Consider the following 24808-nt stretch of genomic DNA (forward strand, 5'->3'; position numbering starts at 1 on the left):
TCAATTTGGACTGTCGAGTTTCGGCACCTGAAATCTTGCTTAGGGGGATTGTGCCGACCAGCGGTGGGCGGCGAGGCTGGAAAGCCGGACGTCAGTCGGACAGGCTCCCCGGCGCACGCCCCTCCCTCCCCGCTTTCCTGTCCGGAGGTGCCGGTGAACGGCCAACTCCAGGTCCCGCCCGGGACCGTTCTCACGCTGCGCAAGGGCGACTGGCAGTGTGGCGAGCATCCGCTGTCGCTGCGGGTGGAACAGCTGCGCCACGACCTGTCGCGCTACTACGACAATCGATGGATCTGGGTGATCGGCCAGTCCCTGGACGGCCAGGGCAGCCCGCTCGGCCGGGTCAAGGTGCTGGTCCGGGTGGAGGCGCTCGACCGCGGGCGCGGCTGACCCGATTCGCGCTCGGGTCTTGCGCCCGGCGTGCGGGTTGTGAAACTTTCCTTCTAACCATGCGTATCGCATCGGCGAATGTTGCCGCTCTGCGGTCCGCTGGCCCGACGAAGGGACGCACCCGCATGAAGGCACTCCGCCTGCCCGTCGCCACCCTCGCCCTCGCCCTGCTCGGCGCCCTCGCCGCACCGACCGGGGCGGCCGCCGAGCCGCCGAGCCGACCGGGCGCCGCGCCCGTCACCGGGGCGGCCGCAGCCACCACGGCCGGAGCCCCCGTGGCCGGCGCCACCGCGGCCGGCGCCACCGCGGCCGGTTGCGTCGTCGACCCGGCCGCGCCCAAGCGGCAGTTCCGGGCCATGTGGATCGCCTCGGTCGTCAACATCGACTGGCCCAGCAAGGCGTCGTGGACCGATCCCGACCGGATCGCCGCCCAGCAGGCCGAGTACCGCGGCTGGTTGGACCTCGCCCAGCGACTGCACCACAACGCCGTGGTGGTGCAGGTGCGGCCCACCGCCGACGCGTTCTGGCCGTCGCCGTACGAGCCCTGGTCGGAGTACCTCACCGGGGTGCGCGGCAAGGACCCCGGCTGGGACCCACTGGCGTTCCTGGTGAGCGAGGCGCACAAGCGGAACCTCGAATTTCACGCCTGGTTCAACCCGTACCGGATCTCCATGCCGGACGGCGCCGGCGCCGACATCGACAAGCTGGCCCCCGGCCACCCGGTCCGGGAACACCGCGACTGGGCGGTCGCCTACCCGGCGAACGCGCCCGGCTCGCGGCTCTACTACAACCCCGGCATCCCCGCGGTCCGCACGTTCGTCGAGACCGCGATCATGGACGCCGTCCAGCGGTACGACATCGACGGCGTGCACTTCGACGACTACTTCTACCCATACCCGGCCGCCGGGCAGGACTTCCCGGACGACGCCACGTTCGCGACGTACGGGGCCGGCTACGCCAGCCGGGCCGACTGGCGGCGACACAACATCGACCTGCTCATTCAGGAGATGAACCAGCGGATCAAGGCCGCCAAGCCGTGGGTGAAGTTCGGCGTGAGCCCGTTCGGCATCTGGCGGAACGCCTCGGCCGACCCGCTCGGCTCGGCCACCGCCGGCACCCAGTCGTACGACGCCAACTATGCCGACACCCGCAAGTGGGTGAAGCAGGAGTGGATCGACTACGTGGTGCCGCAGGTGTACTGGAACATCGGTCTCCCGGTGGCCGACTACGCCAAGCTGGTGCCCTGGTGGGCCGACGTGGTGAGCGGCACCCACGTGCAGCTCTACATCGGGCAGGCCGACTACAAGATCGGTGACCCGGCCCAGCCGGCGGCCTGGCAGGACCCGGCCGAGATGTCCCGGCACCTGACCTTCAACCGGGACTACCCGCGGGTGCAGGGCAACATCCACTTCAGCGCCACCCAGGTACGCGCCAACAAGCTCGGCGCCACCGACATCTACGCGGCCGAGCACTACTCCCGGCCGGCGCTGGTGCCCACGATGACCCACCTGCCGCACAAGCCGCTGCTGTTCCCGCTGGTCACGGGCGCGACCCGGGAGGCGACCGGGGTACGCCTGCGCTGGCACCCGCTGCTCGACGGGGTCGGTCCGCTGGGCCGGGCCACGTCGTACGCGATCTACCGGTTCGACGGCGCGCAGCTGCCCGGGCCGTGCGGCTATGCCGACGCCCGGCACCTGGTGGCCACCGTGCGCGGCGACGATCCCGGCTACCTCGACACCACCGCCGAGCCGGGGCGGACGTACACCTATGCGGTGACGGCCCTCGACCGGCTGGCCAACGAGAGCCTGCCGAGCCCGCCCCGCGTGGTCCGCTGATCCGCCGAGTCAGCCGGGCGGAGGTCCCGGGCGGGCCGCCGCCGCGGACGACAGTTGGGTGACGAACCAGTCGCCGGCCTGCCGAGCAACCTCCTCGAGCGCCCCCGGCTCCTCGAACAGGTGGGTGGCGCCGGGCACGATCCGCAGCTCCACGAGGCCGGGCAGCGCGGCCGCGGCCTGCTCGTTGAGCCGGACCACCTCGCCGTCCAGCTCCCCCACCAGCAGCAGCGTGGCCGCGCGTACCCCGGAAAGGTCCGGACCGGCCAGGTCCGGACGGCCGCCGCGGGAGACGACGGCCGGCACCGAGTCGGGCCGGCGGGCCGCGGCCACCAGGGCCGCGGCGGCGCCGGTGCTCGCGCCGAACAGCCCGATCGGCAGCGGCGGCCCGGCGCCGCCGGCCGCCAACCAGTCGACCACGCCGGCCAGCCGGTCGGCGAGCAGCGGGATGTCGAACCGCAGCTCGGCGGTACGCAGATCGACCTGCTCCTCCTCCGGGGTGAGCAGGTCGACCAGTACGGTGCCGAGCCCGGCCCCGGTCAGCGAGCGGGCCACCGCCACGTTCCGGGGACTGCGCCGGGAGCTGCCGCTGCCGTGCGCGAACAGGACGATCCCGACGGCGCCGTCCGGGCTCACCAGGTCGGCGGTGAGCCGGACCCCCGCCGTCGGGATGGTCGTTTCGGTGGTGCGCGCGTCCATCCGCTACCTCCCCGGGCTGCGGTCGACCACCATCGGCGGTCCTCCTGTCCCGGATACCCGAGGCGAGCTGGCGCTCACCGGGGCGAGGGCGGAATCCACAGATCTTGGACCGAAACCGTCAGGTCCTGACGGTTTCGGTCCAAGATCTCGGCGTTTAGCCGCACCGGTCTCGGGAAGCCGCGGGCCGAGCGTGCGCGACCGCCGCGCGCGGGACCGCCGACCGCGAGGAGCGCCATGACCCGCCACGAACCGGCCAAGGCAGACCCGAAGCCTCGGGACCCGCGGCGCGACCAGAACAAGAACAAGGGTGATCAACCGGCCCGCGGGGGCGACTGGGCCGACGAGGCGGCTCGGGCGCGTACCGCGGACGACCCGCGCGCGGTGACCCCGCACGATCCGACCGGGGTGCCGTCGACCGGCGACGACCGCTGACGCCTCCCGCCGCGCGGCTCAGGACACCGTTCATTATCACGGAAAGTGAGAACGTTCGTCCGGGAGAATTCTCCGCTTCACGCGCTTTTCCGGCAGGTATTCGCGGCAAACCGTCCGTTATCCTGACCATCGGTCGCCAGCTGTACGCACAGAGGGTGACCGTTGGGAGGACAGCGTATGTCACGGTCCCGGCTCATCCCGCTGGTCGTGCTGGTCGTGCTCGTCCCGCTCCCGGACGGCCCGCCCGCGCTGGCCGCCCCCACCACCGATCCACCGCCGACGCTGGCCGCCCCCACCACCGATCCGCCGCCGGTGTCCGGGCTCGGGCCTGCGCCCGGCCCCACGGGCCCGGGGGTCGGCCCGAACACCGGCCCGGCAACCGGACCGACCGGGGGCTCGGCGACCGGACCGGACGCCGGCTCGGCGACCGGACCGGACGCGGGCCCGGCAACCGGACCGGACGCCGGCCCGAACGCCGGCTCGGCGGCCGAGCCGGACGACGAGGGTGGGACACCGCTGCTGCGCGACGTCCTCGAATCGACCGGGCGCCGGTACGTCGAAGCCCGCGACGCCGCCGACCAGTCACGCCGGCGGCAGGTACGCCTCGACGCGGAACTGCGGGCCGCCGACGAGCGGCTCACCGCGATCGGCGCCGAGGTCGCGGAGGTGGCCGCCGGGGCCTACCGGATGGGTCGGATCGGTCCGGCCATGCTGCTGCTGGACAGCGCCGACCCGGATCAGTTCCTGGACCGGACCCGGTCGGTGGAGTTGCTCAGCCAGCGCGAGGACGCCCGGCTCAACGCGCTGGCGGCGGCGCGCCGCCGGGCGGCGCTGGCGAAGGCGTACGCGGACACCGAGGTGGCCGACCGGCAGCGTCAACTCGCCGTGATGGAGCGGCAGCGGCAGTCCGCCGAGCGGGCGCTCGCGCTGGTCGGCGCCGTCAACACCGAGGGCTTCGTCAGCGTCACCTCGCCGGTGGCCCGGCAGTCACCGCGGGGTCGCGATGGCTCCTGGCCGCCGCAGTCCTGCTCGGCGCCCGATCCGACCACCCGCGGCTGCGTGACGCCCCGGCTGCTGTTCGCGCTGGGAGAGGTCCGGCGGGCCGGCTTCTCCCGGTTCGTCTCGTGCTTCCGCCCAGGCGGGCCGTACGAGCATCCCAAGGGCCGGGCCTGCGACTTCTCGACCCGGTCGCGCGGGTTCGGCGGGGCCGCGGCCGGCCCGGCCAAGCTGTACGGCAACAACCTCACCGCGTTCCTGGTGCGCAACGCCGACCGGCTCGGGGTGCTGTACGTGATCTGGTACCGCCAGGTGTGGTTCCCGGCCACCGGGTGGAAGTCGTACAGCCTGGCGCGCGGCGACCCGTCCAGCGACCACACCAATCATGTTCACCTGTCGGTGCTCTGAGCCGCGCACCTCGGCGGTTAAGAAGGGCCCCCTGCTATACAAAAAGCGATAACAAGGGGCCCTTCCTTTCCCTCAGGACTTGTTGGTGCGGCGGACGGGGGCCCGGCCGGGCGGCTGTTGCGGCTGGGGGCCGGCCGGGGGCATCTCCGGGATCGGCCGGGTGACCGGCTTACCGCAGCCGATCCGCACCGTCTCGCCGTGGTGCTGCAGCTCCAGCATCGCGTCGCCCTCGCCATCCCGCAGCGAGTACGTGGTCTCGTGCTTCCGGACGTCCACCCGGACCCGCATGCCGCGCCAGGTGAGGGAGAACTCCAACCGGTCCAGCCGGTCGGGCAGCCGCGGCGCGAAGGACAGCTCCCCCTCGTGGTCGCGCATCCCGCCGAACCCGGCCACCAGGGCGATCCAGGCGCCCGCCAGCGAGGCCACGTGCACGCCGTCCCGGGTGTTCTGGTTGAGGTCGTGCAGGTCCATCAGGGCGGCCTCGCCCAGATAGTCGTGCGCGAGCTCCAGGTGACCCACCTCGGCCGCCATGACGGCCTGGGTGCAGGCCGACAGCGACGAGTCGCGCACCGTCCGCCGCTCGTAGTAGGCGAAGTTGCGGGCCTTCTGCTCGGGGGTGAAGTAGTCACCGCGCCAGTGCATGGCCAGCACCAGGTCGGCCTGCTTCACCACCTGCTTGCGGTACAGGTCGAAGTACGGGAAGTTCAGCAGCAGCGGGTACTGCTCCGGTGCGGTGTCGGCGAAGTCCCACTCCTGGTAGCGGGTGAACCCCTCGACCTGCGGGTGAACGCCCAGCTCCTCGTCGTACGGGATGTGGATGTCGTTGGCCGCGTCCCGCCAGGCGGCGGTCTCCTCGTCGTCCACGCCCAGCTTCCATGCCTTGTCGCCGTGCCGGCCGACGGCCTCGGCGGCCGCGATGAGGTTCCGCTGCGCCATCAGGTTGGTGTAGACGTTGTCGTCCTTGACCGCGGTGTACTCGTCCGGCCCGGTGACGCCGTCCAGGTGGAACCGCCCCTGCCGGTCGTGGTGGCCGAGCGAGCGCCACAGCCGCGCGGTCTCCACCAGCAGCTCCAGCCCCACCTCGCGCTCGAACTCCTCGTCGCCGGTGGCCTGGACATACCGGCGGACCGCGTCGGCGATGTCCGCGCCGATGTGGAAGGCCGCGGTGCCGGCCGGCCAGTACGCGGAGCACTCCTGGCCGCGGATGGTGCGCCACGGGAAGGCGGCGCCGCGCAGCCCCAGGGTGCGGGCCCGCTCCTGGGCCAGGTCGAGCGTCGAGTGCCGCCAGCGCAGCGCCGAGGCCACGGCGGCCGGCTGGGTGTACGTGAGCACCGGCAGCACGAACGTCTCGGTGTCCCAGAACGTGTGCCCGTCGTACCCCGGTCCGGTGAGGCCCTTCGCGGCGATCGGCCGCAGCTCGGCCCGGGCGCCGGCCTGGAGCACATGGAACAGCCCGAAGCGGACCGCCTGCTGCACCTCCGGGTCACCCTCGACGCGGACGTCGGAGGCGTCCCAGAAGGTGTCCAGGAACTCGCGCTGCTCCTCGACCAGGCCCTCCCAGCCGGAGTAGCGGGCGCCGGACAGCGCGGCGGCCACCTGGTCGCGCAGGCCGGGCAGCGACCGCTGGCTGGACCAGCCGTACGCCAGGTATTTGACCAGCCGCAGCTTCTGGCCGGGCCGCAGGTCGCAGGTGACCGTGGTGCGCGCCCAGTCCTCGAACGCCTCGGTGCCGGTCTTGGTCCGCGGCGGCCCGTCGATGTCGTGGCTCATGGCCGCCACCACGCGCAGGCCGCTGGCCTTGGTGCGGTGGATCAGCAGCCCGCCGGTCTCCTGGCAGAGCCGCTCCTCGGCCTGCAGCGGCTTGTCCAGCACCGCGGCGACCCGGGGATCCTTGCTCTGCGCCGGCAGCTCCTCGTTCGCCACCAGCTCGGACTGGAGGATCAGCCGCACCTCTTCGTCGACCGCCTCCACCTCGTACTCGATGGCCGCGATGGCGCGCTGGGTGAACGACACCAGCCGGGTGCTGCGGACCTTGATCTGCTTGCCGGCCGGCGAGGTCCACTCCACCGAGCGGTGCAGGGTGCCGGCGCGCAGGTCCAGGATGCGCTCGTGGGAGGTCAGGTTGCCGTACCGGACGTCGAACGGCTCATCGTCGACCAGCAGCCGGATCGGCTTGCCGTTGGTCACGTTCACAACGGTCTGGCCGGACTCCGGGAACCCGTAGCCCGCCTCCGCGTACGGCAGCGGACGCAGCTCGAAGAAGGAGTTCAGGTAGGTGCCCGGCAGGCCGTGCGGCTCGCCCTCGTCGAGGTTGCCGCGCAGCCCCACGTGCCCGTTGGCGAGCGCGAACACCGACTCGGACTGGGCCAGCACGTCCAGGTCCAGCCGAGTCTCCCGGACGTGCCAGGGCTCGACCGGGTAAGCCCGTTCGCGGATCATGCGGCGCCACCCTTCGTCGTCGCGGCACCGCCGTTCGTCCCGGCGCCACCCTTCGCACCGGCGCCGCCCTGCGCACCGGCCAGCAGCTCGGCCAGGTCGCGGACCACCACGTCCGCGCCGTGCTCGCGCAGCTCGGCGGCCTGGCCGACCCGGTCCACCCCGACCACGTAGCCGAACTGGCCGGCGCGGCCGGCCTCGACACCGGCCAGCGCGTCCTCGAAAACGGCCGCCTGGCTCGGCTTCACGCCGAGCATCCGGGCCGCTTCCAGGAACGTGTCCGGATGCGGCTTGCCGCGCAGGTCACGCTCCCGGGCCAGCACGCCGTCCACCCGTACCTCCAGGTAGTCGGAGAGGCCGGCGGCCGCCACCACGTCCTTGCAGTTGGCGCTCGCCGAGACGACCGCGCGGCGCAGGCCCGCGTCGGCGGCCGCCTTCAGGTAGGCCACTGAGCCGGAGTACGGCTGGACGCCGTCGGTGCGGATCCGCTCCAGCAGGACGACGTTCTTCCGGTTGCCGATCCCGTTGATGGTCTCGGCCTCCGGCGGGTCGTCCGGCGATCCCTCGGGCAGGCTGATGCCGCGCGAGGCGAGGAAGGTCCGCACCCCGTCGGCTCGCGGCCGGCCGTCGACGTACCGGTTGTAGTCCGGTCCCGGGTCGAACGGCTGGAACCGCTCATGATTAGCGGCCGCTCGCTGCCGCAGATAGTCGTTGAACGTCTGTTCCCAGGCGGCATTGTGCACCTTGGCCGTCTGCGTGAGGACGCCATCAAGATCGAAGAGACACGTCGTAACGTGATCGGGTAGGCCCAACACCGGAACAACTTAACCGTGTTTCCTGCGCGTGAAACACAAGGCCCCGGCGCGGCGCGAGGGCTATTATCCGCTCCCAGCTCAGCGGCCGGTCGTTACCGAGCGTCAGTTCGGGCGCAGCGTCCAGACGACGGTCATCTCGGCCCGCACGGTGCCGTCGTCGGTGGCGATCTCGACCGGGATCTCGAATTCCGGCCGCCGACCCGCCGCCAGCTCGGCCTCGATCTCGGCGGCCGGCCGGGGCAGCCGGGCCGTGGCGGTGACCGGGCCGAGCGCGAGCTTCCGGTACGCGATGTCGGCCCGGACGGCCAGCGGGACCGCGCGGTCGAGCAGGTGCCCGAGAGCGGCCATGACCACCGTGCCGGAGGCCGTCTCGCCGAGCGTGAACATCGCGCCGGCGTGCGGCCCGGCCACATGGTTGTGCGTGGCCGGCGTGTCGGGAAGCCGGACGACGGCCCGGACCGCACCGGCGGCACCCGCCGGGTCCGGCCCGATCTCCCCGAACTCCAGTCCCAGGGTGCGGGCGAACGGGACCGCCGCGAGCATGCCGGCGGCGACCTGCCGCCCGTCGATCGTCATGGCGCGATGCTACTCGCCAGTAACTACGTCCGGCAACACCACGTCTTCCGCGAGTCAGCGCCAGCCGGCGTCGATCCGGTCGCCGCGGTCGTCGAAGAAGTGCAGCGCGTCCAGGCGTACGGCCACCGCGAGGGACTGGCCGGCGGAGATCGCCGGATACGGTGCAAGCCGGACCGCCAGTTCGGCCGGCCGGCGGGCGTGCCGGCCGGGGTCGGACAGCACGCTCGCCCGGGCGGTCTCGACGACGGGCGCCGGCGCCGGCCGGCCGGACAGCCGCTGCACGAACTGGCCCAGCCGGCCCCGCCCGGCGCCACCGTTGGCCGGCTCGACCGGGCCCGCGCCCATCTCGTCCACCGGTACGGCCGTGGCTCCGATGTCGAGGTACGCCAGCGACTCGTGGCCATGGTGTTCCAGGTAGCGGATCCGGCCGCGGAGCACGTCGCCGGGCTGGTCCGGCGGCACCGGGGTGAGCGACTCGGCCCGGATGCCGACCACGATCCGCTCGCCGTGGTAGTGCGCGACCACCCGGGACCGGATGTCGTCCCACGGCAGGTAGAGGGTCTGCGCCCCGAGGTCGAGCGCCACGTGCCGGTCCAGCTGCGCGTACACCGAGGCCTCGAGCAGGTTCATCCGCGGGCTGCCGAGGAACGCGGCCACGTACAGCGTGGCCGGACGCCCGTACACCTGGGTGGGCGTCCCGACGTCCTGGAGGACCCCCTTGCGCATGATCGCCACCCGGTCGGCCATGGTGAGCGCCTCGGCCTGATCGTGCGTCACATAGATGGTACTGACGCCCAGTTCCCGGACCAGTCCGGAGATCTCCGCCCGCAGCTCGGCGCGGAGCCCGCTGTCGAGGTTGGACAGCGGCTCGTCCATCAGGAACAGCCCGGGGCGGCGAACGATGGCCCGGCCCATGGCTACGCGCTGGCGCTGGCCACCGGAGAGCTGGCCCGGCCGCCGGGCGAGCACCTCACCGATCCCCAGCGCGCCCGCCACGTCCGAGACCCGCTCGCCCCGGCGGTCCTGCTCCACCCCGGCCAGCCGGAGCGGGAAGGCGATGTTGTCGCCCACCGTCATGTGTGGATAGAGCGCGAAGTCCTGGAAGACCATCGCGATGCCGCGATCCCGGGGCGGCATGTCGTTGGCCAGCTCGCCGTCCAGCAGGACCGCCCCGACGCTCGGATCCTCCAGCCCGGCAACGATCCGCAGCACGGTCGACTTGCCGCAGCCGGACGGACCGAGCAACACCATGAACTCGCCGTCGGCCACGTCGAGACTCAACGCATCGACGGCAACCGTGCCATCCGAAAAGATCTTTGTCACGTCCCGTAGCGCGACGGTGGTCACACCCACCTCCCCGTAGCTCGACCCCGAGTCCGGGAATGAGAGTGACGAGCATCATCGGATTAGCCCATCGGGTAAACGTGCCATGTTGCACGTGTGACAGGACGATGACCTACGGCGCGTCCGGCGGACCCCCACGGAAGATCCACCGGACGCGCGCGCGAAATCAGGCCGGCTCGTCGCGGAAGACCCGCCGCACCACCCGCTCCGCGGCGTGGCCGTCCTCGAGGGAGCTGAACCTGGCCCGGAACTGGCTGCGGGCCTTGGTCGCGGCGTCGTCGTCGACCGCGTCCGCCCGGAACAGCGCCACCAGATCCGGGAACGACGTGGCCACTGCGCCCGGCGGCTCGGCCATGATGTCGAAGTAGACGCCCCGGACCAACCGGTACGCCTGCCAGTCCGGCGCGTAGATCACGATCGGCCGGTCCAGCACCGAGTAGTCGAACATCAGCGAGGAGTAGTCGGTGACCAGCACGTCCGCGGCCAGGTAGAGATCCTCGACCGACGGGTACCCGGAGACGTCCCGAACCCGTTCGATCTCGCGCCGGGTGACCGGGGCGTTGGCCCGGTCGTGGAAGTAGTGGCTGCGGATCAGCAGCAGACCGTTCGGGCCGACGGCGTTCAGCAGGGTGGCCGCGTCGAACGGCGGGTGGTAGCCGGGGTGGTGCTCCCGGTGGGTGGGAGCGTAGAGCACCACCCGGTCGGTGGGCGCGATGCCGAGCTCGGCCCGCACCCGGGCCACCTCCTCGGGCGTCGCCTGGGCCAACCGGTCGTTGCGCGGATAGCCGGTCTCCAGCGTCTCGTACCGGCACGGGTAGGCCCGGGCCCACATCTCGCTGGTGAAGGCGTTGGCGGTGATGCTGTAGTCCCAGCGGTCCGCCCGGCGCATCTGGGCGCCGAAGTCCGGGTCGCCCACGCCACCCGGATAGGCGATCTGGTCGATCCCCATGACCTTGAGCGGCGTCCCGTGGTGGGTCATCAGGTGCACCGAGCCGGGCCGCTTGACCACCATGTCGGGCCAGTTCACGTTGTTGACCAGCCAGTGCGCGCGGGCGAGGGCGCGGTAGTAGCTCGGGGTGCCGGACACGACGTAGTCGACGCCGGGCGGCATGGTGTCCACCTTGTCCCGACGCACCACCCAGACGCCGTGCACGTCCGGCGCCAACTCGCGCGCCTTGGCGTACACCGCCGCCGGGTTGCAGGAGTATCCGCGATACCAGTACGCGGCGTACAGGGCCAGCTTCGGGTCCATCGGGAGCCGCAACTGGACCTGGTAGTAGGCGCGCAACAGCGCCTCGCGGCCGAGCTTGGCGGTCGACCGGGCGGCCTTGCTGGCCTTGCGCTTGTACTTGCGGGCCTTGCGCTTGGTGAACGCGTTGGCCCGGAACGCCAGCCGGAGCGCCTGGAAGGTGTGATGCCCGCCCCTGGCCACCAGTCGGTGCTTGAGCCCCTCGACGCCGCCGGGCCGGGGGTAGCCACCCGGCGGCAGGTAGCGCCGGTAGTGGTCCGTCATCTCGCCGAAGTATCGCTTCCGCAGGTGCTTCGGCATCCGGTCGTCGTTGCCGCGCACCATCAGGAAGTGCCAGATCATCCGGCGGAACAGCAGGGCCCGCAGCTCGGCCGCGCCGGGTCGGCTGTCGTCGAAGGTGTCGAAGACCTGCGCCCAGTTCGGGAAGATCGCGAAGTGACCGTCGCCCAGCGTGCCGGTGGCCGCGCCACTGCGCCGGCGCCGGTAGTACACACAGGTCCGGTCGAGCAGGCTGATCCGGTCGGCCGTGAGCAGCAGCCGGTAGGTGAACGGCACGTCCTCGTACCAGCCCGACCGGAAATGGAAGTCGATCCGCTCCAGCAGGTCACGCCGGATGACCTTGTTCCACGGCACGTGCAGGATGTCCAGGACCTCCGGCCACTCCCGCGCCGCAAAGACCGGCGGAGCGAGGTGGAACCGCTGTCCCGGGATGCTGCGGTCCACCCGACCCGTCCAGTACGCCCGGGCCCAGTCCACGATCAGCACCTCGGCGGTGGTGTCCGCGAGCCGGTCCGCCACCGCCTGGATGGCGCCCTCGGCCAGCCAGTCGTCGCTGTCGAGAAACCAGATGTAGTCGCCGGTGGCCATGGCGGCGCCCCGGTTGCGCGCCGGGCCCTGGCCCTCGTTCTCATCGAGCGAGATGACCCGCAGTCGGGGGTCGCGGGCCGCGTACTCGGCCAGGATGTCGCCGCTGTGATCCGGTGACTTGTCGTCGATCGCGATGACCTCGATGTCGGTGAACGACTGGCCGAGGATCGAGTCGAGGCACTCCCGGAGGTAGCCCTGGACGTCATAGACCGGCACGACAAAGCTGATCAGGGTCATTGGTTCCGTTCCTCGGCCGTCCCGGGCGGGCGGCGGATCACTGGGGTGTCACCCGGCTGGTCACTGGAGTTCACCACAACAATATCTTCCGGTCCTCAACGAGCCACCTGTCGTCCACCGGGCACGGCCACACTCCAGGTGGCAATCGCGCCCAGCACCAACAGGACCACCAGATAAGCGGCAAGCGCCGCGAAGACGACAGGGGTCGCGGCGGCCGCGACAGCGGCCGCGAGCAGGACGATACGCCCGTCCCACCCCAATCCAAACCCGGTGGTACGTCCGTTCGCCGCGCGTTTCTCCAACCGCGCGGTCAGATCGTAGTGGTGCAGCGCCAGGCACAGCAGCAGCGTGAAGACCAGCCAGGCGGGCACGCCGCCGAGCAATCCGGCCGCGATGACGAAGAGATATTCGGTCGCCCGCAGCGCCGCCGGCACCAACCAGTCCAGCGCCCCGCCGTGCCGGCTCCCGGCCGGCACGGCCGCCACCAGGACGAGCAGCGCGGCCGGCAGCGCCCACCAGCGCCGCCCGGGTTGGTCGTGCGACAACGCCAGCGCCGCGGCCAGCAACGCCGCCGCGGCCAGCGCGGCCACCAGCGCCGCGGCGAGCGCGCCGGGCGGCCGTCCCGCCCCCACCCAGGCGCCGAGCCGACGGGCCAGCGGGCCGTCGTCCCGATGCGTCGGCACGTCCACCATGGACATCACGGGCACCCGCATGGACCGGGAGCGCACGGTACGCAGCGCCAGCGTGTACGCGGCCGCCAGCACGCCCCAGACCAGCACGGCCACCAGGCTGACCAGCGGGTTGAACAGCGCCACGGTCACCGCGATGAGCGCCCAGCGCTCGCCGATCGGGAAGACCACCGTCCGCTTCAGCCAGTAGCTCAGCGAGCCGGTGTCGGCCTGCACCCGGGTCGACGCCTGGCTGAGCCGGGCGCCGATGCCGGCCGCGGCGGCCGGGCCGGGCCGGCGGGCCGCCTCGTCGTGCAGCACCCCGTACCAGGCGTCGGTCATGTGCCGCACGGTCTGCAGGGTGATGGCCGCGATGGCCAGCGCCCACCCGTTGCCCAGCCCGGACCGCTCGACCCCGACGGCGAGCCCGGCGTAGACGACGTATTCCTTGAACCGGTCGGCCATCGTGTCCAGCCAGCCGCCCCACGGGCTGAACCGGCGGGTGAACCGGGCCAGCTGCCCGTCCACACAGTCCAGGACGAAGCCCAGGTAGAGCAGGATCGCCCCGGCCACCAGCGCCGGCCGGCCGCCGGCGGCGAACAGCGCCGCCGCCGAGGCGGCCAGCAGCACCGACCCGACCGTGACGCCGGTCGGCCCGAGACCCAGCCGCGCGGCCAGCCGGGTGACGTGCGGCGACCAGGAGCTGACGCAGTACGTGGTGAACAGGTCGTCGCGTTCCTTGACCGCGAGCCGCAGCTCCGCCGGCTCGGACGGCACGGCGGCCACCGCCGCGTCGGCGGCCCGCAGCTCGTCGACGCTGCCCGCCCGGCGCGCCACGAGCAGGCGTACCCGATGGCTGAAGATCAGCGCGCTGCCGGCCAGCGCGGCGAAGATCTCGTCGACCGGGTGCCGGCCCGGGCCGGCCGACCGGGCCGCGGCGGCCAGCGCGGGAAGCTCGGACGTACCGACCCGGAGGGCGCCCCCGAACGTGCCGCCGGCCGGCGGCGCGACCACCGGCAGCGGCGCGGCCCCGGCGCCCGCGGTCAGCGGCACCACGTCGGCGGCCGCCGGCACGGCCGCGACCACCTGGCCACGGTCCTCCCGCACGCCGACGCGTCCGGGGCCCGGCGGCTCCGGCAGCACCAGGGCCACGGTCGGCCCGAGCGGGCTGGTGGCCAGGTGCCGGAGCACCGCGGCGTGCGCCACAAGGTCGTCGGCGCACAGCAGCAGCGGGTCGGTGGCCTGCTCGGCCGCCCGGGCCAGCTCGGCCGGATCGTCGGTGACGCGCACCGACTCGGCGCCCGCGGCCCGGAGCTGCTCGACGAGCCGCTCCCGCAGGCAGGGTCCGGCAGGGCCGGGGCGGAGGTCACCGGCGACGCCGGACGTCAGCACGATCGCCCGCATCACACCGAGATGCCCCGGGTCACGTCCGAACCACGTTGTTGTAGGCGTCGAGCGCCTCCTGCATCGTCCCGTCCAGCACCAGCTCGCCCTTGTTGAGGTAGAGCCCGCGCTTGCAGAACCGGGTGAGGTCTCCCTCGTTGTGCGAGACCAGCACCATCGTGCGACCCTCCCCGAGCAGCCGCTCGATGGTCGCGTAGCACTTGGCCTTGAACTCCGCGTCGCCGACCGCCATCACCTCGTCCATCAGCAGGATCGGGTGCGGCAGCTGGGAGATGACCGAGAAGCCCAGCCGGACCTTCATGCCGGAGGAGTAGTGCCGGACCGGGGTGTCGATCGCCTTCTGCACCTGCTCCCCGGCAAACTCGACGATCTCGTCGAACTTGGCCTTCAGGAACGAGGCGCTGAGCCCGTGCAGCGAGCCGACCAGGTGGACGTTCTCCCGACCGGTCAGGTCGGTCGTGAAGCCGGCCGAGAGCTCGAGCAGGGGCGCCACCCGGCCACGGACCGTGATCGACCCCTCGTCCGGGATGAGCACGCCGGCGATCAGCCGCAGCGTGGTGCTCTTGCCGGTGCCGTTCTTGCCGATGACGCCGACGGCCTCGCCCTCATGGATGTCGAAGGTGAGGTGCCGGAGCGGCCAGAACTCCTCGGAGCTCGGCTGCCGGCCGCCGCGGTGGATGAACATCTCCCGCAGCCGCAGCTGCCGCCGGCGGTTGCGGACGAAGCGGATGCCGAGGTCGCGCGCCTCGATGATCGGCTGGCTCACTACAGCTCCTTCAGCACCGCGGGCTCGAGCCGGCGGAACACCCAGTTGCCGGCGAGCAGGACAACGACGCTGCCGACCGTGGAGGCGATCAGCAGGTTGGCGCTCGGGAACTGGTTGGGATACCAGACGGCGTGGAACAACTGGAGGATGCCGACCAGCGGGTTCGCCTCGTACGCGGTCTTGAGCCAGCCGGGCATGTGGGAGTGCTGCACGAAGGTGAGCGGGTAGATGATCGGCGCCGCATAGAACAGCACCCGCATCACCAGCCCCATGAACCGCGAGATGTCCCGCAGCAGCACGTTGAGCGAGGAGAGCAGCAACGCCACGCCGGTCAGGAAGACGAAGGAGATCAGCACGGCCAGCGGGAGCGCCAGCAGGTGCCAGCCGAAGGAGATCTGGTTGAACCAGAAGGCCAGCAGGACCAGCACCGGAAGGCCGGCGACGTACTCGGCGAACCGGCCGATCACCCGGCCGAACGGGAAGACCTCCCGGGGCACCTTCATCGTCGTGATCAACCGGGCCTGGCCGGTGAGCGCCGTGGTCGCCTCGGTGATCCCCGAGTTGATCCACTGCCAGGCGAAGATGCCCGAGATCAGATAGAGGGGGTAGCCCGGCACGTTCTTGTTCGTGTGGTAGAGCACGCCGAAGACGAACCAGTAGATGCCGCCGACGGCCAGCGGCTCGATCAGCGACCATAGGTAGCCCAGGACCGAGTCCTGGTATTTGACCGCGAGGTCCCGGCGCACGAGCAGCGCCAGAGCGTTACGGTGCGCCCACACATCAGCCACTGCCGACGTCATTGCTGCCCCCCTCCACCGGATGCCGACGCGCGGTGTCCCCGCGCGAGCGCGCCGATCAGTTCCCGGCTCACCTGTGACTCCTCCCGACCGCGTGGTCGCGGCCGCCTGGCCAGAACCATTGTGCCCGCCGCGCTCGTGCCGGGCGAAGGCGATGCGGTGGGAGACACCTGCACGTTCTTGGCGTGAGCGTCGACACGCCGGGCGCGGCGGCCATCGCGATCAAGCGAGTGCCACCGGCTGGGCGCGCCATAGGTTAGCAGTCGGAAATCACGCCGGGTAGTTTGCGGCGGCCGTCCAGATCGACCGGCGACGACAGAAGTCAACACTCGATGACATTGACCGCCAGCCCTCCCCGGGCTGTTTCCTTGTACTTCACCTTCATGTCGGCGCCCGTTTCCCGCATGGTCTTGATGACCTTGTCCAGCGAGACGTGGTGCACCCCGTCGCCCCGCAGCGCGAGCCGGGCGGCCGTGATCGCCTTGATGCTGGCCACGGCGTTGCGCTCGATGCACGGGATCTGCACCAGCCCGCCCACGGGATCGCAGGTGAGGCCGAGGTTGTGCTCCATGCCGATCTCGGCCGCGTTCTCCACCTGCTCCGGCGTGCCGCCCAGCGCCTCGGCCAGGCCGGCGGCGGCCATCGAGCAGGCCGAGCCGACCTCGCCCTGGCAGCCCACCTCGGCGCCCGAGATGGAGGCGTTCTCCTTGAACAGCACGCCGATCGCGCCCGCCGCCAGCAGGAACCGGACCACGCCCTCCGGCGAGGCCCCCGGCACGAACCGCTGGTAGTAGTGCAGGACCGCGGGGATGATCCCGGCGGCGCCGTTCGTCGGGGCGGTGACCACCCGGCCGCCCGCGGCGTTCTCCTCGTTCACCGCCAGCGCGAACAGCGTCACCCAGTCCATGGCCCGCAGCGGGTCGTCGCCACCGGTCGGGTCGGCCTCCAGGCTGCGCCGCAGCTCGGCCGCCCGGCGCCGGACGCGCAGGCCGCCGGGGAGCGTCCCGGTACGCCGGCAACCGCGCTCGACGCACTCCCGCATCACCCGCCAGATCTCCAGCAGGCCCGCCCGCACCTCGGCCTCGGACCGCCAGGAACGCTCGTTGGCCAGCATCACGTCGCTGATCGACAGGCCGGTACGCCGGGTGACCTCGAGCAGCTCCGCGCCGGTCAGGAAGGGGTGCGGCACGACCGTGCTGTCCGGCTTGATCCGGTCGGCCCCGGTCGCGCCCTCGTCCACCACGAACCCGCCACCCACCGAGTAGTACGTCCGGGTCCGCAGCTCGGCGCCGGCGCCGTCGTACGCGGTGAAGGTCATGCCGTTCGGGTGGAACGGCAGCGCGCGCCGGCGGTGCAGCGTGAGGTCCCGGTCGGCGTCGAATGTGATCGGGTGCACACCGAGCAGCTTCAGCCGGCCGGTCCGGCGGACCTCCGCCAGCCAGTCCTCCACCCGGTCGGTGTTCACCGCCTCCGGCGCCTCGCCGGCCAGGCCCAGCAGCACGGCCCGGTCGCTGCCGTGCCCGTGCCCGGTGGCGCCGAGCGAGCCGAACAGCTCGGACCGGACCCGGGCGGCGCCGGACAGCAGGCCGTCCGCCTTCAGCCCGAGCACGAAGGTGCGGGCGGCGCGCATCGGGCCGACGGTGTGCGAGCTGGACGGCCCGATCCCGATCGAGAACAGGTCGAACACGCTGATCAAGGCCGTACCCCCTCGCCGCCGAGCCGGCTTCGTTGCCCGCCCGACCGGCGAGCCTACCCCGGTCCCGGCCCCCCACCCACCGCGCGATCTTGCACTTTTGGCCCCGGCGAAAGTCGCATAAGCCGCGAAAGGGGGGCCCAAAGTGCAAGATCGACCCGAGGGGAGGGCGGGAGGGAGGGGGAAGGCGTCCCCGGTGGGTGGTCGGGGTAAGGCCCTAAGCCGTGCCGGCCGCCGGGTCCGACTGCGGGACGACGGCGGACTGGCTTTCCGGATCTACCGTCGAAGACAGCGCGGCGCCACCGCCGCGAGTTGGGGAGAGAACAGATGAACCGCAGACTGGTACGCCCCCGCGAGAACCGCATGATCGCCGGCGTCTGCGCCGGGCTGGCCCGCCGGTTCGGCATGTCGGCCGGCCTGGTCCGGCTGCTGTTCGTGTTGTCGGTGCTGCTGCCGGGCACCCAGGTGATCGTGTACCTGGTGCTCTGGATCCTCATGCCGAACGAGGACCGCTAGCGGGTGACTCGCGGAGTTCCGCGAGTCACCCGGCGCCGCCGGCGGCGGTGGTGCGGGCGGTTCGCCCGCACCACCCGGCCCGGTCCCGCGGCCGTTCGCCCGCGCCACCCGGGCCGGCCTGCGGGCCGTTCGCCCGCGCTGCCCCGGCCCGGCGCCACGCTCAGGGCGTCGTGTACGTGATGGTGATCTTTTCGTAGCCGAGCGACCGCAGCAGGCCCTCCAGCATCTTCTGAGTGTTCTCCCGGGCGCGGGCGGCTAGCCCGCTGTCCCGGGCGGCGGCCGTGATCCGCTCCTCGGCGGTCTGGTAGACCACCTTCTGCCGGTTGGGATCGTTGCCGAAGACCTCGCCGAGCCGGTTGAGCAGGCCGCGCTTCTCCGCGAAGACGTAGCTCTTCTCAAGATCGAGGTGGGCCTGGTCGAGCTGCGGCGCCGGCAGCTTGATCTCCACGGTCTTGTGGTCGGCGGACTCGGTGATGGCGCCCTCCCCGATCTTGGAGAAGTCCACGTACGCCTCGACCGTGCCGGCGCCCACGAACAGCGTCCGGTCATTGAGCAGGAAGTCCGGCACGTACTTTCGGTCGTTCTGCAGGTCGACGACGACCTGGAAGTTGCCCTCGGCGGCCACGTAGCGGCTGAGGTCCTGGATCGAGGTGAGCAGCGGCGGCTGGCTGCGGTCGGTCTGCTCCTTGCCGAACGGGTTGCGCAGGTGGGGCCAGAGGCCCGCCCCCTGCAGCCCGAGGATCAGCACGACGGCCAGCCCGATCACCGCCACGAGCGTGAACAGGCCGCACCCGAAGAGCCGCGAACCGGCCACGCCGGCCGTGGGCGCCGCGGGTGGCGGCGTGCCATCGCCGCCCGGGGGCTCGGCCGGCCCGTACGCCGGCTCGGCACCCTCGAGCGGCACGTCGATCTCCTGACCGGGCCTCGGTGGCTCCGCGCGGCCCGCGGCAAACTCCGGAAACTCCCGGGTGGGCTCGTTGACGCCGTTGCTCGGGGCCATCACCCTCACCGTCCTCACGCAGGTGCCGATATTCAAGACGGTACAAGTCGGGTACGACAGCCGCGACTCGACAGCGTCAGACGAAGGCCGCCAGGCCGGTGAGCCGCTGCCCGATGATCAGCTGGTGAACCTCGGAGGTGCCCTCGTAGGTGAGCACGCTTTCCAGGTTGTTGGCGTGCCGCAGCACGGGGTATTCGCCGCTGATCCCGTTGGCGCCCAGGATGGTCCGGCACTGCCGGGCGATCGCCAGCGCCTCCCGGACGTTGTTGAGCTTGCCGACGCTCACCTGCTCGGGCCGCAGCGCGCCGCGGTCGGCCAACCGGCCGAGGTGCAGCGCCAGCAGGTAGCCCTTCTGCAGCTCGACCGCCATGTCCGCGAGCTTTGCCTGGGTGAGCTGGAAACCGGCGATCGGCCGGCCGAACTGCTCCCGCTCCCCGGCGTACCGCAGGGCGGTGTGCAGGCAGTCCCGGGCCGCGCCCAGCGCGCCCCAGGCGATGCCGTGCCGCGCCTCGGTCAGGCAGGACAGCGGGGCGCCCAGGCCGGCGGCGTCGGGCAGCACCGCGTCCGCCGGCAGCCGGACGTCGTCCAGGACGATCTCGCCGGTGGCGGAGGCGCGCAGCGACATCTTGTGCCGGATCTCCCGCGCCGTCACACCGGGGCTGTCCATGGGTACGACGAAACCCCGCACCCGGCCGGCGGCCCCGTCCTCGACGGCGCGCGCCCAGATCACCGCCACGTCCGCCACCGGGGCATTGGTGATCCACATCTTGCCGCCGCTGAGGACCCAGTCCGAGCCGTCCCGCCGGGCCCTGCTGATCATGTTGGCCGGGTCCGAACCGTGGTCCGGCTCGGTCAACCCGAAGCAGCCGATCGCCTCGCCGGTGGCCATCGGCGGCAGCCACCGCTGCTTCTGCTCCTCGCTGCCGAACCGCCAGATGGCGTACATGGCGAGCGAGCCCTGCACCGAGACCAGCGAGCGGACGCCGGAATCACCGGCCTCCAGCTCCAGGCAGGCCAGCCCGTACGCGACGGCCGAGGAACCGGCGCAGCCGTACCCGGTCAGGTGCATGCCGAGCAGGCCGAGCTTGCCGAATTCGACCGCCAGCTCGCGTACCGGCACCTCGCCGCGCTCGTACCACTGCGCGACGTGCGGCCGGACGCGGTCGTCCACCACCCGGCGGACCACCTCGCGGATCTGGAGCTCCTCCTCGGTGAGCAGCGAGTCCAGGTCGAGCAGTTCCTCCGGGGTGACCGCCGCCGCGCGTCGTCCGTCCGTCATGCCCGCCACCCTAACGACTGTTCAGCTGGCCCGGCTCAGCTCTCGGCGGCCGGCAGCATCAGCACCCGGGCGTGGATCTGGTTGCGCTGCTGGAGGGCGGCCCGCAGGGCGCGGTGCAGCCCGTCCTCCAGGTAGAGACCGCCGTTCCACTGAACCACGTGCGGGAACAGGTCGCCGTAGAAGGTCGAGTCCTCGGCCAGCAGCTTGTCGAGGGCCAGCTCGCGCTTGGTCGTGATCAGCTGGTCGAGCCGCAGCGGGCGCGGCGGAATCTCGGACCACTGCTTCAGCGTCAGCCCGTGCTCGGGATAGGGACGCCCGTCCCGAACCGCCTTGAAGATCACGCCGGTACTCTCCCCTCCCCGCCCACAGGGGTCGGCCGGACCCCGGCATTCCCCGCCCCGACATCGCGAGCGCGGGCCACAATGACCCGTGACAGCCTAACGACCCCCTTCCACCTCGCGGTTTGTTCCAAGATGTCAGTTTCGTTACGACTGTCTCGCCACTCAACCCTCACCGGCCGCCGCCGTGGCCTGCCAACGCCCCCGATGGACCACCTCGGCGACCGGTCGCCGACCCCGGCGCAGCGACGGGGAACGGTGATCGGGAGCGCGGTATCCGATGGTCAGCGCACCGATCGGCAGGTACCGGTCGGGCACCTCGAACGCCTCCCGGAACGGATCCAGCCGCTCCGGCGGGATGCCGAAGAAGCACGCCCCCAGGCCCTCGTCGACGGCCGTGAGCAGCATCAGCAGCGCCGCGAACCCGGTGTCGATCTGCCAGTACGGCACCGGCCACCGCCGCTCGTCCCGATCGGCCCAGCCCTTGTCCGGCTCGGCGTACCGGTCCAGGTAGGCCGACTTGTTCGCGTGCGGCACGACGATCAGCGGCGCCCGGCGCATCCCGGTCAGCCAGCGGTTCTCCGCCACCCCGCCCGGCGTGGTCACCGACCAGAACCGGTCGAGGTCGGCCGGGGAATCCAGCACGAGGAAGCCCCAGCCCTGCGCGAACCCGGCCGACGGCGCCCGTACGGCGTGGTCGAGCAGCCGCTCCACCACCTCCGCCGGCACCGGCCGGTCCGGATCGTAGTTGCGGACCATCCGCCGCCGGCGGACCACCTCGGAGAACTCCACGCCTCACCTCCCGGCCGTGCTCAGCTCGCGGGCTGGATGCCCCAGGTCCCGCGCCACTCCTTGCCGGGCTCCAGGACGATCAGGTCCTTGCCGGAACGGAAGGCGTCGGGCGGGCAGGTCATCGGCTCGATCGCCACCGACCGCCGGTGCCGTTCCCCGGGCAGGCTGTCGCCGGTGAACACCTGCCACCAACCGAACTCGCGGTCCGACCAGATCCGCACCCCGGCCGAGCCGTCCGGCGCGGTGAGGCTGACTGCCGAGCAGCCGTCCTCGCCCCGGATCACCTCGCCGAAGGCGAGGTCCAGCCGGGCGTCGCCGATGGGTCGGGCGGTGGTCCAGTCGTACTCCGTGCCGGCCACCTTCGCCGCGCCGACCGGCAGCAGCCGGCCGTCCAGCAGCAGCCGCGTCCGCGCCGGCAACCGGAGCGACAGGTCGTCCACCGCCACTCCCGGGACCTGCAGGTAGGGATGCACCGAGAAGCCGAACGGGGCCGGCTCGCCGGCGAGGTTCGTCGCCTGGTGCTCGGCCCGCAGCCCATCCGGGCCCACCGACCAGCGGGTACGCAGCCGCAGCGCCCACGGGTAACCCGGGTGCGGCGGCAGGTCGTACTCGACCGTCACGGCGTCGGCTGACTGCTCCACCAGCCGCCACCGCACCCAGCTGACCAGCCCGTGGATGGCCACGTTCCGCTCGGGCTCGCTGAGGTCGAGTTGCAGGGTGCGCTCGCCGAAGGTGTACCGGCCGTCGCGGATCCGGTTCGGCCACGGCGCCAGCACGTGGCCGGCGCGGCCCGGAGAGATCTCGTCGACGCCGTACCCGTCGAGGTAGTCCACGCCGTCGTGCCGGTATGACCGCAGCCCGCCACCGACCTCGACCACCACGGCCTCGTGGCCACCGGCCGCGATTGTCCACTGTGCGCCCGAGGGCGGCAGGCCGCCCGGTTCGACGTTGTCCATGCGGGGACGATATCGGTTACCGGCCGGTCGCGCCGCCGACGGCGGCGCAGGCGCGGACGGCAGCGCCGGCGTCAGTCGCCGGCGCGGTAGCGGCGCAGCGCCGGGAACGCCAGCGCCAGCAGCACGGCCAGCACGGCCGCGGCCACGCCGCCGCCCACCCAGGACGCGGTGGCGCCGAAGGCCGCGGCGGTCGCGCCGGCGCGCAGGTCACCGAGCCGGGGACCGCCGGCCACCACCACGGTGTTCACCCCCTGCAACCGGCCGCGCAGCCGGTCCGGCACGTACACCTGAAGCATCGACTGCCGGAAGACGGCGCTGACCAGGTCGGCGGCGCCGGCCACGGCGAGCAGCAGCACCATCAGCCAGAGCTGGCGGGCGAACCCCGACACGGCGATCGCCACGCCCCAACCGACCACCGCGGCCACCAACGCCGCGCCCTGCCGGCGGACGCGGCCGATCCAGCCCGAGGTCAGGCCGCCGAGCACCGAGCCGATGGCGATGGCGCTGTAGAGCCAGCCGATGGCCGCGCCGCCACCGAACCGCTCGGCCGCCACCTGCGGAAAGAGCGTGCGCGGGAAGGCCAGCACCATGGCGATGATGTCGATGGCGAACGACAGCAGCAGCACCGGCGTGCCGGCCAGGTAGCGGAAGCCGTCGCCGATGCTGCGCAGCCCGACCGACCGGACAGCCACGGCCGGGGCGCCCTCGGCCGGTCCCCCCACGCCCTCGGCCGGTCCCCCCACGCCCGGGGCGTCCGCGGTTGGGGCGTCCGCGGCGGGGGCGTCCGCGATCGTGGCCTTGGTCGGCGCGGCGGACGCCGGCGTGTCCGCGGCCGCGGCGGCGTCCGCGGCCGCGGCGGCGGCGGCGGCCGGAGGGACCACGGCAGGCGGGACCGTCTCGGCGGCCGGGACCGTCTCCGCGGGCGGGACCGTCTCGGCGGGCGGCATGGCCGGCAGGCGGAGGGTGGCCCAGAGCGAGACCGTGAAGAGCAGCGCGTCCGTGGCGTACGCGATCGGCAGCGCCACCGGCTCGGCCCAGGCCGCGAAGACCAGCCCGGCGGTCAGCGGGCCGAGCACCATGCCGGCCGTGGTGGTGGTGTACCCGAGCGTGTTAGCGGCGGGCACGAGCCCGCGCGGCACCAGCCGCGGGATGATCGCCTGCCGGGCCGGCGAGCTGACCGCGAAGGCGGTGGACTGCACGGCCACCAGGCCGAGCAGCAGCACCGGGCTGCCCACCCGGAGCAGCGCCTGGACCAGCAGCCCGAGGGTGGCCACCCAGGCCAGCGACGAGCTGGCCAGCAGCAGCCGACGCCGGTCCACGGCGTCGGCCACCGCGCCGCCCCAGAGCCCGAAGACGAGCAGCGGAAGCAGGGCCGCGAGGCCGAGCAGACCCACCCAGAAGGAGGAGCGGGTCAGCGCGTACATCTGCACCGGCACCGCCACGGCGGTGAACTGGTAGCCGTACATCGACACGGCCGTGCCGATCCACATCCGGCGGTAGGCGGGCGTGCGCAGCGGTCGTACGTCGATGGCCCAGCGGGCCCGCCGCCGGACCGGCGCGGCGTCCGACTCGGCCCGCTCGTCGATCCTGGTCACGGCGCCAGCCGCTCGACCGTCCAGCCGCCCGCGTCGAGCCGCCGGTAGCGCAGCCGGTCGTGCAACCGGCTGACCCGGCCCTGCCAGAACTCGACGGTCTCCGGGACCACCCGCAGGCCGCCCCAGTGCGGGGGCGCGGGCACCTCCCGGTCCGCGAACCGTTCCGCCACCTCCCGGTACGCCTCGTCCAGCGCGGCCCGGTCCGGCAGCACCCGGGACTGCTCGCTGGCCCAGGCGCCGAGTTGGGAGCCACGCGGCCGGCTGGCGAAGTAGGCCTCGGTCTCGGCCCGGTCCACCCGCTCGACCCGGCCCCGGACCACCACCTGCCGCTGCATGGCAAACCAGGGGAAGAGCAGGCTGCCGTGCGGGTTGGCGGCCACCTCGGCGCCCTTGCGCGACCCGTAGTTGGTGAACAGCACCAGCCCGCGCTCGTCGTACCCCTTGAGCAGGACCGTCCGGGTGCTCGGCCGGCCGGCGGCGTCCGCCGTGGCGAAGACCATGGCGTTCGGTTCGGGCAGCCCGGCGGCCACCGCGTCGGCGAACCAGCGCTCGAACTGGGTGGGCCAGTCCGCCGCCAGGTCCGCCCGGCGCAGCCCGCGCTCGGCATACTCCCGCCGCATCCCGGCGGGCTCGCGGCGCTGGCCGGCGGCCTCCGGGCGCCCGCCGGCGGCCTCCGGGCGCCCGCCGGCGGCCTCCGGGCGGCCGCCGGCGGACGGGGAGAAG

At 72.6% G+C, this 24808-nt stretch carries 21 protein-coding genes and 1 pseudogene; 5 read left to right on the forward strand and 17 right to left on the reverse strand.

Going from position 1 to position 24808, the window contains the following annotated elements; translation table 11 throughout:
- Positions 1 to 153 precede the first annotated feature (153 nt).
- Both ACFFHU_RS11420 and ACFFHU_RS11425 read left to right on the forward strand, forming a co-directional pair.
- Entirely contained in the window at positions 154 to 390 is a 237-nt protein-coding gene (locus ACFFHU_RS11420; protein WP_377337984.1) for a hypothetical protein, read from the forward strand.
- 125 nt (positions 391 to 515) lie between these two features.
- Entirely contained in the window at positions 516 to 2225 is a 1710-nt protein-coding gene (locus tag ACFFHU_RS11425) for a glycoside hydrolase family 10-like protein (RefSeq protein WP_377337985.1), read from the forward strand.
- Positions 2226 to 2234: 9 nt separating this feature from the next.
- On the opposite strand, the gene ACFFHU_RS11430 is transcribed toward ACFFHU_RS11425, so the two are convergent.
- Complete coding sequence (locus ACFFHU_RS11430) at positions 2235 to 2921, reverse strand: dienelactone hydrolase family protein (protein WP_377337987.1); 687 nt, start codon at positions 2919 to 2921, stop codon at positions 2235 to 2237.
- 234 nt (positions 2922 to 3155) lie between these two features.
- Between ACFFHU_RS11430 and ACFFHU_RS11435 the strand changes: the two genes are divergently transcribed.
- Positions 3156 to 3353 (forward strand): hypothetical protein, encoded by a 198-nt coding sequence (locus ACFFHU_RS11435; RefSeq protein WP_377337989.1) that lies wholly within the window; start codon positions 3156 to 3158, stop codon positions 3351 to 3353.
- A 177-nt stretch (positions 3354 to 3530) separates the two neighbouring features.
- Positions 3531 to 4757, forward strand: coding sequence for a VldE C-terminal domain-containing protein (locus tag ACFFHU_RS11440; protein ID WP_377337990.1), 1227 nt, complete (start codon positions 3531 to 3533; stop codon positions 4755 to 4757).
- Positions 4758 to 4829: 72 nt separating this feature from the next.
- Here ACFFHU_RS11440 and ACFFHU_RS11445 read toward each other — a convergent pair whose 3' ends face one another.
- The 9 genes from ACFFHU_RS11445 to ACFFHU_RS11485 all read right to left on the reverse strand — a co-directional run bounded on the left by ACFFHU_RS11445 (position 4830) and on the right by ACFFHU_RS11485 (position 17612).
- Positions 4830 to 7196: a glycoside hydrolase family 65 protein gene (locus ACFFHU_RS11445; RefSeq protein WP_377337992.1), complete on the reverse strand. Its 2367-nt coding sequence runs from the start codon at positions 7194 to 7196 to the stop codon at positions 4830 to 4832.
- Positions 7193 to 8008, reverse strand: a complete 816-nt coding sequence (locus tag ACFFHU_RS11450) for an HAD family hydrolase (protein WP_377337994.1) — start codon at positions 8006 to 8008, stop codon at positions 7193 to 7195. Before ACFFHU_RS11450 ends, ACFFHU_RS11445 begins: the two co-directional genes overlap by 4 nt.
- A 102-nt stretch (positions 8009 to 8110) precedes the next feature.
- Positions 8111 to 8584, reverse strand: coding sequence for a DUF4442 domain-containing protein (locus tag ACFFHU_RS11455; RefSeq protein WP_377337995.1), 474 nt, complete (start codon positions 8582 to 8584; stop codon positions 8111 to 8113).
- Between the two features lie 54 nt (positions 8585 to 8638).
- On the reverse strand, positions 8639 to 9931 hold the full coding sequence (locus tag ACFFHU_RS11460; RefSeq protein WP_377337997.1) for an ABC transporter ATP-binding protein: 1293 nt from the start codon (positions 9929 to 9931) through the stop codon (positions 8639 to 8641).
- A 163-nt stretch (positions 9932 to 10094) separates the two neighbouring features.
- Positions 10095 to 12281: a bifunctional glycosyltransferase/CDP-glycerol:glycerophosphate glycerophosphotransferase gene (locus tag ACFFHU_RS11465; protein ID WP_377337998.1), complete on the reverse strand. Its 2187-nt coding sequence runs from the start codon at positions 12279 to 12281 to the stop codon at positions 10095 to 10097.
- Between the two features lie 95 nt (positions 12282 to 12376).
- Positions 12377 to 14353, reverse strand: a complete 1977-nt coding sequence (locus tag ACFFHU_RS11470) for a DUF5941 domain-containing protein (protein ID WP_377337999.1) — start codon at positions 14351 to 14353, stop codon at positions 12377 to 12379.
- 19 nt (positions 14354 to 14372) lie between these two features.
- The gene (locus ACFFHU_RS11475) at positions 14373 to 15119 is read right to left on the reverse strand and encodes an ABC transporter ATP-binding protein (RefSeq protein ID WP_377338001.1); all 747 of its coding nucleotides are present in this window, start codon (positions 15117 to 15119) and stop codon (positions 14373 to 14375) included.
- Entirely contained in the window at positions 15119 to 15919 is an 801-nt protein-coding gene (locus tag ACFFHU_RS11480; RefSeq protein ID WP_377338003.1) for an ABC transporter permease, read from the reverse strand. The genes ACFFHU_RS11475 and ACFFHU_RS11480 overlap by 1 nt, the downstream gene beginning before the upstream one ends.
- 319 nt (positions 15920 to 16238) lie before the next feature.
- Positions 16239 to 17612, reverse strand: coding sequence for an L-serine ammonia-lyase (locus tag ACFFHU_RS11485; RefSeq protein WP_377338005.1), 1374 nt, complete (start codon positions 17610 to 17612; stop codon positions 16239 to 16241).
- 324 nt (positions 17613 to 17936) lie between these two features.
- Between ACFFHU_RS11485 and ACFFHU_RS11490 the strand changes: the two genes are divergently transcribed.
- On the forward strand, positions 17937 to 18125 hold the full coding sequence (locus ACFFHU_RS11490) for a PspC domain-containing protein (RefSeq protein ID WP_377338006.1): 189 nt from the start codon (positions 17937 to 17939) through the stop codon (positions 18123 to 18125).
- A gap of 160 nt (positions 18126 to 18285) precedes the next feature.
- Here the strand turns inward: ACFFHU_RS11490 and ACFFHU_RS11495 are convergent, their stop codons facing one another.
- The 7 genes and pseudogenes from ACFFHU_RS11495 to pdxH all read right to left on the reverse strand — a co-directional run bounded on the left by ACFFHU_RS11495 (position 18286) and on the right by pdxH (position 24705).
- On the reverse strand, positions 18286 to 19125 hold the full coding sequence (locus ACFFHU_RS11495; protein ID WP_377338008.1) for a DUF4230 domain-containing protein: 840 nt from the start codon (positions 19123 to 19125) through the stop codon (positions 18286 to 18288).
- A gap of 76 nt (positions 19126 to 19201) precedes the next feature.
- A complete protein-coding gene (locus tag ACFFHU_RS11500; protein ID WP_377338010.1) occupies positions 19202 to 20404 on the reverse strand; it encodes an acyl-CoA dehydrogenase family protein in 1203 nt (400 codons plus the stop codon).
- A gap of 35 nt (positions 20405 to 20439) precedes the next feature.
- Positions 20440 to 20745, reverse strand: coding sequence for a type II toxin-antitoxin system VapB family antitoxin (locus ACFFHU_RS11505; protein ID WP_377338012.1), 306 nt, complete (start codon positions 20743 to 20745; stop codon positions 20440 to 20442).
- A 162-nt stretch (positions 20746 to 20907) separates the two neighbouring features.
- Positions 20908 to 21534 (reverse strand): nitroreductase family protein, encoded by a 627-nt coding sequence (locus ACFFHU_RS11510; RefSeq protein ID WP_377338013.1) that lies wholly within the window; start codon positions 21532 to 21534, stop codon positions 20908 to 20910.
- 20 nt (positions 21535 to 21554) lie between these two features.
- A complete protein-coding gene (locus ACFFHU_RS11515; RefSeq protein WP_377338014.1) occupies positions 21555 to 22490 on the reverse strand; it encodes an aldose 1-epimerase family protein in 936 nt (311 codons plus the stop codon).
- Positions 22491 to 22561: 71 nt separating this feature from the next.
- Positions 22562 to 24028, reverse strand: a pseudogene (locus tag ACFFHU_RS11520) (MFS transporter); the annotation flags it as partial.
- A gap of 53 nt (positions 24029 to 24081) precedes the next feature.
- The gene (gene pdxH / locus ACFFHU_RS11525; RefSeq protein ID WP_377338257.1) at positions 24082 to 24705 is read right to left on the reverse strand and encodes a pyridoxamine 5'-phosphate oxidase; all 624 of its coding nucleotides are present in this window, start codon (positions 24703 to 24705) and stop codon (positions 24082 to 24084) included.
- Positions 24706 to 24808: the final 103 nt, after the last annotated feature.

Source organism: Plantactinospora siamensis (assembly GCF_042434095.1).
Lineage (GTDB): Bacteria > Actinomycetota > Actinomycetes > Mycobacteriales > Micromonosporaceae > KBS50.

Coding starts and splice junctions, on each gene's coding strand:
- ACFFHU_RS11425 (WP_377337985.1), top strand. CDS start 516: ATGAAGGCACTCCGCCTGCCCGTCGCCACCCTCGCCCTCGCCCTGCTC.
- ACFFHU_RS11430 (WP_377337987.1), bottom strand. CDS start 2,921: ATGGACGCGCGCACCACCGAAACGACCATCCCGACGGCGGGGGTCCGG.
- ACFFHU_RS11435 (WP_377337989.1), top strand. CDS start 3,156: ATGACCCGCCACGAACCGGCCAAGGCAGACCCGAAGCCTCGGGACCCG.
- ACFFHU_RS11440 (WP_377337990.1), top strand. CDS start 3,531: ATGTCACGGTCCCGGCTCATCCCGCTGGTCGTGCTGGTCGTGCTCGTC.
- ACFFHU_RS11445 (WP_377337992.1), bottom strand. CDS start 7,196: ATGATCCGCGAACGGGCTTACCCGGTCGAGCCCTGGCACGTCCGGGAG.
- ACFFHU_RS11455 (WP_377337995.1), bottom strand. CDS start 8,584: ATGACGATCGACGGGCGGCAGGTCGCCGCCGGCATGCTCGCGGCGGTC.
- ACFFHU_RS11465 (WP_377337998.1), bottom strand. CDS start 12,281: ATGACCCTGATCAGCTTTGTCGTGCCGGTCTATGACGTCCAGGGCTAC.
- ACFFHU_RS11470 (WP_377337999.1), bottom strand. CDS start 14,353: ATGCGGGCGATCGTGCTGACGTCCGGCGTCGCCGGTGACCTCCGCCCC.
- ACFFHU_RS11480 (WP_377338003.1), bottom strand. CDS start 15,919: ATGACGTCGGCAGTGGCTGATGTGTGGGCGCACCGTAACGCTCTGGCG.
- ACFFHU_RS11490 (WP_377338006.1), top strand. CDS start 17,937: ATGAACCGCAGACTGGTACGCCCCCGCGAGAACCGCATGATCGCCGGC.
- ACFFHU_RS11495 (WP_377338008.1), bottom strand. CDS start 19,125: ATGGCCCCGAGCAACGGCGTCAACGAGCCCACCCGGGAGTTTCCGGAG.
- ACFFHU_RS11500 (WP_377338010.1), bottom strand. CDS start 20,404: ATGACGGACGGACGACGCGCGGCGGCGGTCACCCCGGAGGAACTGCTC.
- ACFFHU_RS11515 (WP_377338014.1), bottom strand. CDS start 22,490: ATGGACAACGTCGAACCGGGCGGCCTGCCGCCCTCGGGCGCACAGTGG.
- pdxH (WP_377338257.1), bottom strand. CDS start 24,705: ATGCGGCGGGAGTATGCCGAGCGCGGGCTGCGCCGGGCGGACCTGGCG.